This is a genomic window from Microlunatus sp. GCM10028923 (assembly GCF_042666975.1).
GTDB lineage: Bacteria > Actinomycetota > Actinomycetes > Propionibacteriales > Propionibacteriaceae > Microlunatus.
Map to the genome: position 1 here is coordinate 435,485 of NZ_JBHTFF010000005.1, position 13,210 is coordinate 448,694.

The following is a 13,210-nucleotide window of genomic DNA, read 5'->3' on the forward strand; positions in this document are numbered from 1 at the left end:
CCACGATCCGCGCCACCGTCACGCCGCCGCCACACCCTCGACGGCGACGATCCGGCCGTGGTCGAGGCGGATGACCTGATCCGCGCGGGCCAGCGTGGCCGGACGGCTGGTGATCACCAGCAACGTCAGTCCGGGTACGGTTGCCAGCCGCTTCCCCAGGTCACGCTCGGTCTCCACGTCGAGGGCGTTCGACACGTCGTCCAAGATCAACAACCGGGGCCGCTGCGCCAGCGCACGGGCGATCGCGGTGCGCTGCGCCTGGCCGCCGGAGAGCCGGACGCCCCTGGGCCCGATCCTGGTCTCCAGGCCGGATTCCAGCTCCGCCACGTCACGGTCCAGGACCGCGGCCCGCAGCGCATCCGGTAGGACGTCGTCGTCGCGTCCGAGCAGCAGATTCCTGCGCAGTGTCTCGCTGAACAGGTGCGGCAGCTGCGGGGCGTAGGCCGACCGCGGCGGTGTGAAGAAGCCGGCCGGGTCGTCGACCCGGGATCCGTTCCAGGTCACCGTGCCGGCCCGGCTCGGCAGCAGGCCGAGGACGGCCCGGACCAGGGTGGTCTTGCCGGCGCCGGCGGGGCCGGTGATCGCGGTGACCGTGCCGCCGTCGAGGCTCAGGTCGATGTCGTACACGCCGCGACCGGACGGGTGGACCGCGGTAAGGCCGGCGACCGTGAGCCGGTGCAGCGGCGGCGCGACAACTGACCCGGCCGGCTCGGCTTCGGCAGAGTTCAGCGGCCGGTGCGCGACCAGCGCGGCGCGGCCCGCGGGCGGCAGCAGCACTGCCATCCGGTCCAGGGCGACGGCTGCCTGCTGATGACGGGTGATCAGGCGGCCCAGGTAGTAGGGCAGCCAGACCAGATTGCCGAGGTAGGCCACGAACAGGGCGAGCTCGCCCACCGTGAGGCTGCCGGTAGGCACCGCGGTCACGGCGAGCAGCAGGACCACGCCTACGGCCAAGTCGATCATGAATCGGTTGACGCTGCCCAGGACGGGCGTCACCAGCTGGTCCCGCAGCCTGGTCCGGCGCCGGTGCTCGTTGAGCCGGCTGAGCCGGGCCAGAATCCCACCGGACGCCTGCGCGGACTTCACCGCCAGCACCGAGCCGAACGTCTCGGCGAGCAGGCTGGTCACCGCTGCATCCGCCGCCCGGAAGGCCCGCCTGGCCCGGCCGACCCGAGGCCGGACCAGCCGGGCCAGGCCGACCACCATGATCAACGGCAACCCGGCCGCGACGGCGATCACCGGCTCGGCCAGCAGCATGATCAACACCGATCCCGTGGCGAGAATGATCTTGGCCGCGACATTCATGGCCGTGTCCAGGAGCGCCAGCAGGTCGTCGACGTCGTCGCGGACCCGGCTGAGGGCGTCGCCGGGCGAGGCCGCGGGCCGGCCCGCATCGGGACCCCCGCTCCGCCACTGCGCGCGGAGCAGGTTCAGCCGGAGCAGGCCGCGCAGCTGCTGGGTGGTCCTGGCTCGGACGACCCCGGCCCACATGATCACCAGCCGCGCGGCCTCGGCCCCCGCCAGCAGCGCGATGATCGCGACCGCGTCGAGGCCGGCCGGGCGAGATCCCGTGAGCGCGTCGAAGACCTGCTGCAACAGCCAACCGGTGAGCAACAACAGGCCGTTCCAGGTCACCAGTTGGAGGAAGCTCAGCAGGAACAGCCCCGGTCGGTAGCGGGCCAGCCGGGCGATCGCGCGCCACGGCGTCAGCGGGACCGGGGTCGCGGTGATCATGGCAGAACCCCGTCTGCCGCGGTACGGAGCAGCCCGACGAACCGGCCGGCCGGCGCGGCGACGAGTGACCGCCGCTCGCCGTACTCGACGATCCGGCCCGCGTCCAGGACCGCGATCTGGTCGGCTCGCTCCAGGGTGCTCAACCGGTGGGCGATCACCACCGCCGACCGCTCGGCCAGCAGTCGGTCGACCGCCCGTTCGATCCGCAGCTCCGTCACCGGGTCGAGCCGGGACGTCGCCTCGTCCATGATCACCAGACCTGGGTCGCGGAGGAACGCCCGGGCGAACGCGATCAACTGCGCCTCGCCCGCCGAGACCCCGGCGCCACCCGGCTCGAGCCTGCTGTCCAGACCGGCCGGAAGCGACCGCAGCCAGGGTTCCAGACCGAGATCGCCCAGGATGTCGATCATGGTCCGCTCGCGTGCGGGGTGACTGCCGAAGAGCGTGAGGTTCTCCCGGACCGTGGCCTGGAACAGCTGGACGTCCTGGGTGACCAGCGTGATCCGTCGCCGGAGATCGGCCAGGCTCACCGTACCCAGCTCGACGCCGCCGACCCGGATCGTGCCGCCGGTCGGGTCCTGCAGTCGGACGAGCAGCCGCGCGAGGGTGGTTTTGCCGGCGCCGGTGTGACCGACCAGGCCGAGCACGGAGCCGGGCTCCAGCTCGAGGTCCAGACCGTGCAGCACCCGGCCCCGTCCGGGGTAGGCGAAGTGCACGCGGTCCAACCGCAGGGCCAGCGGCCCGGTCGGCAGTGTCGTCCGGCCGCCGGAGCGGATCGCCGGCCGGAGGGCCAGCAGTTCTCCGATCCGGGCGAATCCCGCAATGGCCTGCTGGGCCAGTTGCTGCTGCTCGGCGATCGCATCCAACGGGTCCCGCAGCAGGCTCGTGTAGCGGAACAGCAGATAGACGACGCCGAGGCTGATCATGCCGGCCTGATACAGCAGGGCGCCGCCGAGCAGGCTCAGCACGGTACCGGCCGCGAACACTCCGCCGGTGATCATCCAGGTCGTCCGGCTGGCGGTCGCCGACCGGAGGCCGGCCTCGAGCAAGCGAGCCTGAGCCGCCCGGAACCGGCCGAGCTGGTAGCCACCGCCCGCGTTCGCGCGGAGATCCTCCGTGCCGCGCAGGCCTTCCTCGATCACGCCGACCAGGTCGGCCGACGCGGCCCGCTGTTCGATCGCCGACGGTACGGCGAGGTGCCGCAGCTTCATGATCACGACCGCTGCGATGATCACGAACGCGAGCATGGCGAGGCCGATCCGCCCATCGTCCAGCAGCACCAGGGTGAGCACGCCGAGCAGCGTGATCACGTTGCCGACCACCTGAACGAGGAAGGAGGACAGGAACGCCGACAGGGCGCCGGCGTCGCCGTCGGTGCGCTCGATCAGTTCGCCGGGCGTCTGCCCGTCGTGGAAGGAGAGATCAAGATCGAGGACGTGCGCGGTGACCCGCTCGCGCAGCGCGTCGGCCGCGCCGAGGGCGACCCGGCTGCTGGCCATTCCCGCGGCGAGGCTGAGCGCCTGCTGGGCCAGTGCGGCCGCGAGATAGCCGGCGGCCAGCAGGCCGAGCATCGAGACGGAAGCGCCGGTGATCGCGGCGTCGATGAACAGCCGGACCACCTGCGGCCCGACCAGTGGTGCGCCGGCGCTGATCATGATCAGCAGCCCCAGCCCCGCGAGCCGGCCGGGACGGTCCTGCGCCAGGACGCCGATCAGGCTGCGGAACGTCGGCCACGTCGCGGTGGCCCGATCGACTGCGGCGGTCGCGGGCGGGCTCGGGCGCCGGCACCGGCGCCCCCGCTCGGGGAACATGCCACCAGCGTGTGACGCCCCACCGGCGTCGTCCACGACGCGTACCCCACGGCTCCCGCCATCGGCGGGACCCGAGGCTCAGCGGCCGGGAAGCGCGCGCGGTGGCCGTCGGCCGGACCGGCCGAGATGCACCCCGCCGATCGGGTCGGCGGTGAACACCCGGCGGGCCGTGGAGCTGGTCCGGTCGGAGGCGAGCAGCGCGGCGAGCTCGTTCACCCGTGCGCGCAGCTCCTCGACCTCGTTCTCCAGTTCGAGGATCCGTCGGATCCCCTCCAGGTTGATCCCCTCGTCCTGGCTGAGCCGCTGGATCAGCCGCAGCTTGGCGATGTCGCGGGCCGAGTACCGGCGGCCCCGGCCCGCCGTGCGGCGCGGCGAGACGAGGCCCATCCGGTCATAACTGCGCAGGGTCTGCGGATGCATCCCGGCCAGGCCGGCGGCCACCGAGATCACGAACACGGGTGCGTCGTTGTCGATCCGCTGGGGAAGGTTCGCGCCCATCGTCGATCACCCGCCGGTCCCGGCGGCCTCGGCGAGCAACCGGGCCCTGGGGTTGGCCGGGCCCAGGGCGTTGGCGTACGACTCGAGGGCCTGCCGGGCCGCGTCGTCGAGCTGGTCCGGGACCACGACCTCGACGGTGACCAGCAGGTCACCCTTGGTGCCGTCCCGTTTGCTCGACCCGCGGCCGCGGACCCGGAAGGTGCGCCCGTTCGGCGTGCCGGCCGGGATCTTCAGCCGGACCGGCGCGGCGCCCAGGGTGGGCACCTCGATCTCCGCGCCCAGCGCCGCCTCCGGGAAGGTGACCGGCGCCGTCAGGGTCAGGTTGTCCCCGCTGCGCCCGAAGATCGGGTGCGGCCGGACGTGCACCACGACGTAGAGATCACCTGCGGCGCCGCCGTTCTCGCCGGCTCCGCCGCGGCCCTTCAGCCGGATCCGCTGGCCGTCGGTGACGCCGGCCGGGATCCGTACCTGCATCGACTTGGTCGACTTGCCGCGGCCGGAGCCGTGGCAGACCGGGCACGGGTCGTCGACCACCATGCCCCGGCCCCGGCAGTCCCGGCACGGCTCGGTGACCGCGAAGACGCCGCCCGAGGTGGAGGTCTGCATGCCGCTGCCCTCACAGGTCGGGCAGACCCGCGGCACGGTGCCGGCCTTCGCGCCGGTGCCGTGGCAGGCCCCGCAGGCGGCGTCGGACACCATCTGCATGGCGACCGTCACGCCGTCCACGGACTCGGTGAAGTCGATCGACACCTCGCCCTCGACGTCGCTGCCCCGGCGCGGACCACGGGTGGTCGTGGTCCGGGTCCGGGTCGCGTTGCCGCCGAACAGCCCACCGAAGAGGTCACCGATCCCGCTGTCGCCGGCGTTGCGGAACAGGTCGTCCACCGACGGCCCGCCCTGACCGCCGCTGCGCGGGAACCGGAAGCCGCCGTTGCCGAACAGGCGGCGGGCTTCGTCGTACTCCTTGCGCTTGGCCGTGTCAGACAGCACGTCGTTGGCCTCGGAGATCTCCTTGAACTTGCGTTCGGCCTCGGAGTTGCCGGGGTTGGCGTCGGGATGGTTCTCCCGGGCCAACTTCCGGTACGCCTTCTTGATCTCCTCGGGCTTCGCGTCGGAGGAGACGCCGAGGACCTTGTAGTAGTCCTTCTCGAGCCAGTCCTTCGTGCTCACCGACGACCCCCTCCTCCGCTGTTCGCTTCCATGATCATCCCGCGAATACCGGAAGGATCAGGCATCCGGTTGCTGATCTTGACCCTGTTGATCTTGACCGGGCGCCTCGGCCGCCGCGTCGCCGTCCGGCGGATCCGCCACCGCGACCCGGGCCGGCCGGATCACCCGGTCGCCGATCTTGTAACCCGGCTGCAGGATCTCCACGCAGACCGGGCCGGTGGCCGGCTCGGCGGTGACACCCGGCTGCGCCGGAACGTGCATCAGGGCCTCGTGGATGTGCGGATCGAACGCGTCGCCCTTGCTGCCGAAGGCCTCGAGGCCGTACTTGCCGGCGACTCGCTGCACCTCCTCGGCGACCGCCTTGAAGCCACCGGTGAGTTCCTCGTGCTCGCGAGCCGACCGGATGTCGTCGAGGACGCCGAGCAGGTCGCGGAACACGTTCTCGACCGCCACCGCCCGGACCAGGTCACGATCCCGGTCCACCCGGCGCTTGTAGTTGACGTACTCGGCCTGGAGGCGTTGCAGGTCGGCGGTGCGCTCGGCCAGCGCGGTCTTCAGCTCGGTCACCTCACCATTCTGCTCGGTGGCCGCCGGCTGCTCCGCGGGGGCGGGCTCGGCGGTCGGCGCGGACCCGGCGGGAGCCGCGGTCTCCCGCGACTCCCGTACCTCGTAGGTCTCCGGGTCGATCCGACGCTTGTCCCGGATCACCGGGCCTTCGGGCTCAGTCTCTTCGCGGGGATCGACTGGGCTCACTTGGCATCACTCGCGTCGTTCGGCTTCTCCTCGTCGACGATCTCCGCGTCGACGACGTCGTCCTCGGCGGCGCCGGAGGACTGACCGTCCGCGCCGTCCGCCGGAGCGCCGTCGGTCGGCGCGCCGCCCTCGGCCTGCTGCTGCGCCTGAGCGGCCTTGTACATAGCCTCACCCAGCGCGGCGCTGGTCTGGTTCAGCTTGTCGACGGCGGCCTTGACCTTGTCGTTGTCCTCGCCCTCGAGCGCGGACTTCGTCTCGGCGATGGCCTCCTCGACCGGCTTCTTCACGTCGTCGTCGATCTTGTCGGCGTTCTCGCTGAGCAGCTTCTCGGTCCGGAAGACCAGCGCGTCGGCCTCGTTGCGGAGCTCGACCGCCTCGCGGCGCTTCTTGTCCTCCTCCGCGTGCGCCTCGGCCTCCTTGACCATGTTGTTGATCTCGTCCTTGCCCAGGGCCGAGCCGCCGGTGACAGTCATCGACTGCTCCTTGCCGGTGGCCAGGTCCTTCGCGTGGACGTGCACGATGCCGTTGGCGTCGATGTCGAAGGCGACCTCGACCTGCGGCACGCCGCGCGGGGCCGGCGGCAGGCCGGTCAGCTCGAAGTTGCCGAGCGACTTGTTGTCCCGGGCGAAGTCACGCTCGCCCTGGTAGACCTGGATCATCACCGACGGCTGGTTGTCGTCCGCCGTGGTGAACACCTCGGACCGCTTGGTCGGGATCGTGGTGTTGCGCTCGATGATCTTGGTCATCACGCCGCCCTTGGTCTCGATGCCGAGGCTCAGCGGGGTGACGTCGAGCAGCAGGACGTCCTTGACCTCACCCTTCAGCACGCCGGCCTGCAGGCTGGCGCCGAGTGCGACGACCTCGTCCGGGTTGACACCCTTGTGCGGCTCCTTGCCGCCGGTCAGCTCCTTGACAAGATCAACAACGGCCGGCATCCGGGTCGAGCCGCCGACCATGATCACGTGGTCGATCTTGCCGATGGAGATCCCGGCGTCCTCGATCACCGCGTTGAACGGCGCACGGCACCGGTCCAGCAGGTCCTGGGTCAGCCGCTGGAACTCGGCCCGGGTCAGCTTCTCCTCCAGGTGCAGCGGACCGGACTCGCCGAGCGTGATGTACGGCAGGTTGATCTGGGTCTCGCTCGCCGAGGAGAGCTCGATCTTCGCCTTCTCCGCGGCCTCCTGCAGCCGCTGCCGGGCGATCTTGTCCTGGGACAGGTCGGTCCCGTTCTTGTTCTTGAACTGCTTCACCAGCCAGTCGACGACCCGGCTGTCCCAGTCGTCGCCGCCGAGCCGGTTGTCGCCCTTGGTGGCCTTCACCTCGAAGACGCCGTCACCGATCTCCAGCAGGGACACGTCGAACGTGCCGCCGCCGAGGTCGAAGACCAGGATGGTCTGCTCGGTGTCGCCCTTGTCGAGCCCGTACGCCAGCGCGGCGGCGGTCGGCTCGTTGATGATCCGGTCGACGCTCAGGCCCGCGATCTCGCCGGCCTCCTTGGTGGCCTGCCGCTCGGCATCGGAGAAGTAGGCCGGGACGGTGATCACCGCGTTGGTGACCTGCTCGCCCAGGTAGGCCTCGGCGTCCCGCTTCAGCTTCTGCAGCACGAAGGCGCTGATCTGCTGCGGCTTGTAGGTCTTGTCGTCGACGTTCACGGACCAGTCGGTGCCCATGTGGCGCTTCACGGAACGGATCGTCCGGTCGACGTTGGTGACGGCCTGGCGCTTGGCGACCTCGCCGACCAGCACCTCCCCGCCCTTGGCGAAGGCAACGACCGACGGCGTCGTACGCGAGCCCTCGGCGTTGGGGATGACGGTGGGTTCGCCACCTTCGAGAACCGCGACGACCGAGTTGGTCGTCCCGAGGTCGATACCGACTGCACGAGCCATGGTTGTTTCCTCCGTATGAACTGCTGCAACGCTTGAGTCTTCGGCACTCAACTTAGTTGTTGAGTCGGCCGCACTCAACTATGCAACCGCGTGGTCTCGAACACAAATCGCTTGAGCCGAGGCGACTCAACCCTGTGCGGCTGGCTTCGGATCCGCGACCGCTGCTCGCATCCGCGACTGTTGCAACGGTCGCGTACGCGAGCGACAGTCGCGGGTCAGCGGCGCGACCGTACGAAAGCCAGTACGGCAGCTGACCGCAGGTCCGGGTGCTCCGGGCCGAACCAGGTCGTGTTCCGGCCACGTGACACAAATCTGCAATGCAACGCCTTCTGCTAGCGGTTTTTCGGCTTTCACGGGCCGTTGCATTGCAGATTGAGGACACTCATCGAGCGGCGGGTCATGACGACGGGCGGCGCACGACCGGGCGGCGGCAGCGAGCGCGCTGCGGGGCACCGTCGGCTGGACGGTGGAGGCGGGCGGCGCAGACCCCAGCACCACAGACCGACCGACACACACCGCAGCACCACAGGCGCGACCGGAGACCGGGCCGCGTGGCAATGACCAGCCGGCCGTGACCGGCGACGTGGCGGATGAGACCGGGCGGTGGCGACCAGTGCGGCGGCGACCCGGGCCCGGCACGGGCGAAGACCAATGCGGCGGTGGAGGGGAAAGGTCGGGTCGCGGCGGTTGCGGCGCCATGACCCAGCCGGCGGCGACCTGCGCCGGGGCGCTGGTGGGCGGTTGCGGCGGCATGACCGGGCGGCGGCTGGCGCCGGGCGCAGATGGGCGGAGGCGACCGGGGCCTCAGGTCGCGGAGACCACGTGCGGTGGTGGCGGAGCAGGGCCGACCTGATCGCCGAGTGGACGGAAAGACCCGATTCCTGGCCCGTTGGCCGGTCAACGCGTCCACTCGGGTGCGGCAGGCGACCGGCTCGACCAGGATCGTGGAACGTTCAGGGCATCAGACGCGGCGTTGGTTTCCACCGTCGGGAAACCTAGGATGCGGCGGGTGCGGGATGGAAGGCGATGAGCGGGTCAGACGAGGCGGAGGCGGGCGGCCGGCCGGCGGGCGACGACCGCCCGAGCGCCCGGCCGGATTCCCAGCGGAACCGAGCCGACGACCCACCGCCGACTCAGCCCGACCGGCCCGGTCCCCAGCCGGAGGGTCCGCCGAACTCCGCGTCCACCCGCCCGGCGACACCGGGCACAACCTCCGCACGGCCCGACTCCTGGCCAGGACCCGAGACCCCGGCGGAGCCTCCGGTCGGAACGCGGCCGCCGGCCGGGGTCAGCCGTGTTCCGCAGGACCGTCGGCCCGAGGTCGGGCAAGCCGGGGGCGCGGCCCGGATGCCGCGGCTCCGGTCGGAAGGGGCCCGGATCGGGCTGGCCCTGGCCGTTGCGGGGGTCGGGGTGATGGCGGGCTTCCTGATCGTGGCGGTGGCCGGGGTGCGGCAAGGGACGTTCACCGTCGCCCAGGTCACCGGTCCGACGGGGGTCGCGGTGCTCTACCTGGCGTTCTGGATCGGCTACAGCGTGATCTACCTCGTCACGACGCTGGTGACGTTCGGCCGCGCCGACGGCACGACGCTGGCGCGCTGGTTCCGGGAGAGCCCGGAGAGCCGGGAGCGGCGCCGGGTGCTGGAGCTGCTGTTGCTGGCCAGCGGTCCGGCCGGTTCCGTGAGCCTCTGCATCGCCTCGCTCGTCGCGGTGGTCGTGTTCGCGATGTCGGAGGAACTGCACGGCAACCTGTCGGTGGTCGGGCTGACGTTCGGCGTCGTGCTCTGCTCCTGGCTCGTCATCGCGATCACCTACTCGGAGCACTATGCCCGCGAGAACAGCAACAACCGGCAGCTCGTCTTCCCCGGCGAGGAGCGGGACGGACCGCCGGAGTTCTCCGACTACGTCTACCTGGCCGTGCAGGTCGGCACCACGTTCGCGACCTCCGATGTCGCGATCGAACGCCGCTCGATGCGCCGTACGGTCACCGTGCACAGCATCGTGACGTTCGCGTACAACACCGTGGTCGTCGCCCTGATCGTCTCCCTGTTCCTCGGCGCGGCCGGCTGACCTGCGACCGGGATCACACCGGGGCGGCGACGAATCGGCGCCGGACTCCACGGTCCGGTAGGACATGACCGAGCCCTCGATGACCGCCGACGAACTCTGGCGCGCCGTGACCGCCGAGCGGCGTGCGCTGGCCGACGACCTGGCCGGGCTTGCCGACGCGGACTGGCAGCACGGCACGCTGTGCGACCGTTGGACGGTCGAGCAGGTTGTCGCGCACCTGACCGCCGGCGCCGTCACCACGCCGTTCCGCTGGATCCGCAGCGTGGTCGCGGCGGGGTTCGACTTCGACAAGCACAACGACGCCCGGCTCGCCGAACAGCTCGGCGACACCCCGGCCGAGACGCTGGCGTGGTTCCGCGCAACGGCCGATCGGCGCGGGCCGCGGATCGGGCCGCCGGCGGAGGGGGCGCTCGGCGAGTTGATCATCCACGCCCAGGACCTCCGGCGGCCGCTCGGGATCGCCACCACTCCGGCGATCGAGACCACGACCGTGCTCGCCGGGTTCCTGGCCCGGACCGACTTCACGGTGCCGAGCCGGAAGACGATCACCGGGCTCCGGCTGACGGCGACGGACGGGCCGTTCGAGACCGGCACCGGGCCGCTCGTCTCCGGTCCGACGCTCGCTCTGGTGCTGGTGATGGGCGGCCGCCCCTCGTACACCGAAGACCTCGACGGTCCGGGGGTGGACCAGCTGCGGGATCAGTGTCTGGCCGCGAACAAGATCACGGAGTGACCGGGCGGACCTTGTCGGTGAGCAGCTTGACGGCCAGCAGGCCGAGCACCGTACCCATCAGATAGCGCTGGATCCGCAGCCAGGTCGGCCGCCGGCCCAGGAACCCGGCGATGGAGCCGGCGGCGAGCACGATCAGGCCGTTCACGGTGACCGCGATCGCCACCTGGATCCCGCCGAGCACCAGGCTCTGCAGCCAGAGCGGACCGGCGGCCGGGTCGACGAACTGGGGAATCACGGCGAGATAGAGGATCGCGATCTTGGGGTTGAGCAGATTGGTCACCAGGCCCATCAGGAACAGCCGGCGCGGCGGGTCGGCGGGCAGCTCCTGGGGCTGGAAGACCGACCGCCCGCCCGGCCGGAACGCCGTCCAGGCCAGGTAGCCCAGATAGGCGGCACCGCCGACCTTCAGCACCAGATACAGCTGCGGTACGACAGCGAACACCGCCGCCAGGCCGAGCGTCGCCGCGGTCAGATAGACGGCGAAGCCGGCCGCCACCCCGGCCAGCGAGAGCAGCCCGGCCCGGCGGCCCTGGGTGACGCTGCGGGAGACCAGATAGATCATGTTCGGGCCCGGTGTGAGCACCAGGCCGAGCGCGACGGCGCTCACCCCGAGGACGGCGGCAACGGTGATCATGGCGCCGAGTCAAGCCCGCGCCGGTGCCCCGGACCAGGGCCAATCCGTGATCTGTGGCCCGGTTGTCGCCTGGATCGTGCGCCGATTCACTAAGGTCTGCGGGAGGGAGTTCACCTGAACGGAGCTCAGTCATGGCCAAGACCCTGCAGGTGTTGCGCGACATCGTCTTGTTGATCACCCGGATCGGTCTGGGCGCGATCCTGATCGTGCACGGCTGGCGGCGCTGGCAGGTGGTCGGGCCGCAGAGCCAGATCGACTACCTGACGCAGTTCGGCACGCCGTATCCGCAGGTGGTCGTCTGGGGCGCGATCATCCTGGAACTGGTCGGCGGACTGTTCCTCATCGTCGGCGCACTGACCCCGCTGATCGCGGCCGCCGTGATCGCCCAGCAGGTGCTGATCATCTGTTACACCAACTGGTACGGCTACCAGTTCCTGGCCGCCAACGTGCCCGAATTCGCTGTGTCGGAACGGATGCTGAACAATCTCACCCTCGGCCTGCTGGCGATGATCTTCCTCGTCTTCGGGGCCGGCCGGGCGTCGATCGACCGGTTGTTCCGCCGGGAGAAGGTCGAGCCGGAACAGCCCGTGGACGACTACCCGCCGATTCCGTAGGACTGTCGGCGGCCGCTGCCAGGATGGCCGCATGACCGATCCCGGGATCCAGCTCCGGGCCGCGACCGCGGCCGACTTCGACGCCCTGACCCAGCTGTTCGGTGCGGCGATGATGTTCGATCCGACCACCGACGAGGTCGGCCGCGAGCTGTTCGAACCCGAGCGGGCCCTGGCCGCGGAGCTCGGCGGCGGGATCGTCGGCACCGCGAAGGTGCTGACCCGTGATCTTTCGGTGCCGGGCGCCGTGATCCCGGCCGCGCACGTGACCGGGGTCGGGGTGCGGGCGACGCACCGCCGGCGCGGCATCCTGTCCGCGCTGATGGCCGAGCAACTGCGAACAGTCCCGGAGCCGGTGGCCGTGTTGTGGGCCAGCGAGGCCGGGATCTACGGACGGTTCGGGTACGCGCCGGCCGCGTTCGGGGTCTCCTACGAGGCCGACCTGCGCCGGGTCGCACCGCAGCCGCCGCCGCAGGATTCCGGCACTCTCGAGGAGCTGGCCGCGGACGATGCCGGCTCGGCGCTCGACCCGTTGCTGCGCCGGCTGCAGCAGCTCCGGCCCGGCGTCTCCAGCCGCTCCGAGCTGCGCTGGCGGCACCGGCTGCTGGACCCCGCGGAGCAGCGCGGCGGCAAGTCCGCCCGCCGGATCCTGGTGCACCGCGACCGGTCCGGGGCCCTCGACGGGTACGCGTTGTGGCGGGCCAAGTTCGACTGGTCGGCGGCCGGCCCGGCCTCCGAGGTGGAGTTGGAGGAGCTGGTCGCTCCGGATCCGTCGGCGTACCGGGCGTTGTGGCAGCACCTGCTCACCCTGGATCTGACGGCCAAGCTGCGCTACGGCCACGCCGCAGTCGACGAACCCGTGCTGCAGTACCTCGGCAACCCGGTCGCCCTGCAGCGCCGGATCGGCGAGTCGGTCTGGGTCCGGATCACCGACGTGGCCCGGGCCCTGAGTCAGCGGCGATACGCGGTTCAGGTCGACGTCGTGCTGGAGCTCGACGACTCCCTGATCCCGGGCAACGCGGGCCGGTACCGGCTGACCGGCGATCTGGAGCAGGCGCGCTGCGTGCCGACCGACGATCCCGCCGATCTGAGTCTTTCGGTGACCGAGCTCGCCGCGGTCTACCTCGGCGGCCGGCCGCTGGCCGAGTTCGCGGCGACCGGGCGGGTGGTCGAGCAGCGCCCGGGTGCCCTGGCGGCGGCCGGCGCCGCGTTCGGCTGGCCGGTCGCTCCGGCACCCCAGGAGGTGTTCTGAGCACTCACAGGTTCCGCACAGGCACGGCATAGCTCCGGCCCGGGCAGCCGTGTCACGCTGA

Annotated in this window: 11 protein-coding genes; 4 read left to right on the top strand and 7 right to left on the bottom strand. The window is 71.2% G+C overall.

The window, feature by feature from the left end; translation table 11 throughout:
• Positions 1 to 18: 18 nt before the first annotated feature.
• The 6 genes from ACFQU4_RS15325 to dnaK form a co-directional block, all read right to left on the bottom strand.
• Positions 19 to 1,734, bottom strand: coding sequence for an ATP-binding cassette domain-containing protein (locus tag ACFQU4_RS15325; protein WP_377493291.1), 1,716 nt, complete (start codon positions 1,732 to 1,734; stop codon positions 19 to 21).
• A complete protein-coding gene (locus ACFQU4_RS15330) occupies positions 1,731 to 3,545 on the bottom strand; it encodes an ABC transporter ATP-binding protein (RefSeq protein ID WP_377493293.1) in 1,815 nt (604 codons plus the stop codon). The genes ACFQU4_RS15325 and ACFQU4_RS15330 overlap by 4 nt, the downstream gene beginning before the upstream one ends.
• Positions 3,546 to 3,623: 78 nt before the next feature.
• A complete protein-coding gene (locus ACFQU4_RS15335; RefSeq protein ID WP_377493295.1) occupies positions 3,624 to 4,043 on the bottom strand; it encodes a heat shock protein transcriptional repressor HspR in 420 nt (139 codons plus the stop codon).
• 6 nt (positions 4,044 to 4,049) lie between these two features.
• Complete coding sequence (dnaJ, locus tag ACFQU4_RS15340; RefSeq protein WP_377493297.1) at positions 4,050 to 5,213, bottom strand: molecular chaperone DnaJ; 1,164 nt, start codon at positions 5,211 to 5,213, stop codon at positions 4,050 to 4,052.
• 57 nt (positions 5,214 to 5,270) lie between these two features.
• A complete protein-coding gene (gene grpE / locus ACFQU4_RS15345; protein ID WP_377493299.1) occupies positions 5,271 to 5,921 on the bottom strand; it encodes a nucleotide exchange factor GrpE in 651 nt (216 codons plus the stop codon).
• Between the two features lie 41 nt (positions 5,922 to 5,962).
• The gene (dnaK, locus tag ACFQU4_RS15350; RefSeq protein ID WP_377493301.1) at positions 5,963 to 7,852 is read right to left on the bottom strand and encodes a molecular chaperone DnaK; all 1,890 of its coding nucleotides are present in this window, start codon (positions 7,850 to 7,852) and stop codon (positions 5,963 to 5,965) included.
• 1,347 nt (positions 7,853 to 9,199) lie between these two features.
• On the opposite strand from dnaK, the gene ACFQU4_RS15355 reads away from it, so the two are divergent.
• Both ACFQU4_RS15355 and ACFQU4_RS15360 read left to right on the top strand, forming a co-directional pair.
• Positions 9,200 to 9,919 (top strand): DUF1345 domain-containing protein, encoded by a 720-nt coding sequence (locus ACFQU4_RS15355; protein WP_377493303.1) that lies wholly within the window; start codon positions 9,200 to 9,202, stop codon positions 9,917 to 9,919.
• A 64-nt stretch (positions 9,920 to 9,983) separates the two neighbouring features.
• A complete protein-coding gene (locus ACFQU4_RS15360; protein ID WP_377493305.1) occupies positions 9,984 to 10,652 on the top strand; it encodes a maleylpyruvate isomerase family mycothiol-dependent enzyme in 669 nt (222 codons plus the stop codon).
• Here ACFQU4_RS15360 and ACFQU4_RS15365 read toward each other — a convergent pair.
• Positions 10,642 to 11,286: a LysE family translocator gene (locus tag ACFQU4_RS15365; protein ID WP_377493307.1), complete on the bottom strand. Its 645-nt coding sequence runs from the start codon at positions 11,284 to 11,286 to the stop codon at positions 10,642 to 10,644. The genes ACFQU4_RS15360 and ACFQU4_RS15365 overlap by 11 nt on opposite strands.
• 131 nt (positions 11,287 to 11,417) lie before the next feature.
• Here ACFQU4_RS15365 and ACFQU4_RS15370 point away from each other — a divergent pair, with 131 nt between their 5' ends.
• Entirely contained in the window at positions 11,418 to 11,900 is a 483-nt protein-coding gene (locus tag ACFQU4_RS15370; RefSeq protein ID WP_377493309.1) for a DoxX family protein, read from the top strand.
• A 31-nt stretch (positions 11,901 to 11,931) separates the two neighbouring features.
• The gene (locus ACFQU4_RS15375) at positions 11,932 to 13,149 is read left to right on the top strand and encodes a GNAT family N-acetyltransferase (protein ID WP_377493311.1); all 1,218 of its coding nucleotides are present in this window, start codon (positions 11,932 to 11,934) and stop codon (positions 13,147 to 13,149) included.
• Positions 13,150 to 13,210 lie beyond the last annotated feature (61 nt).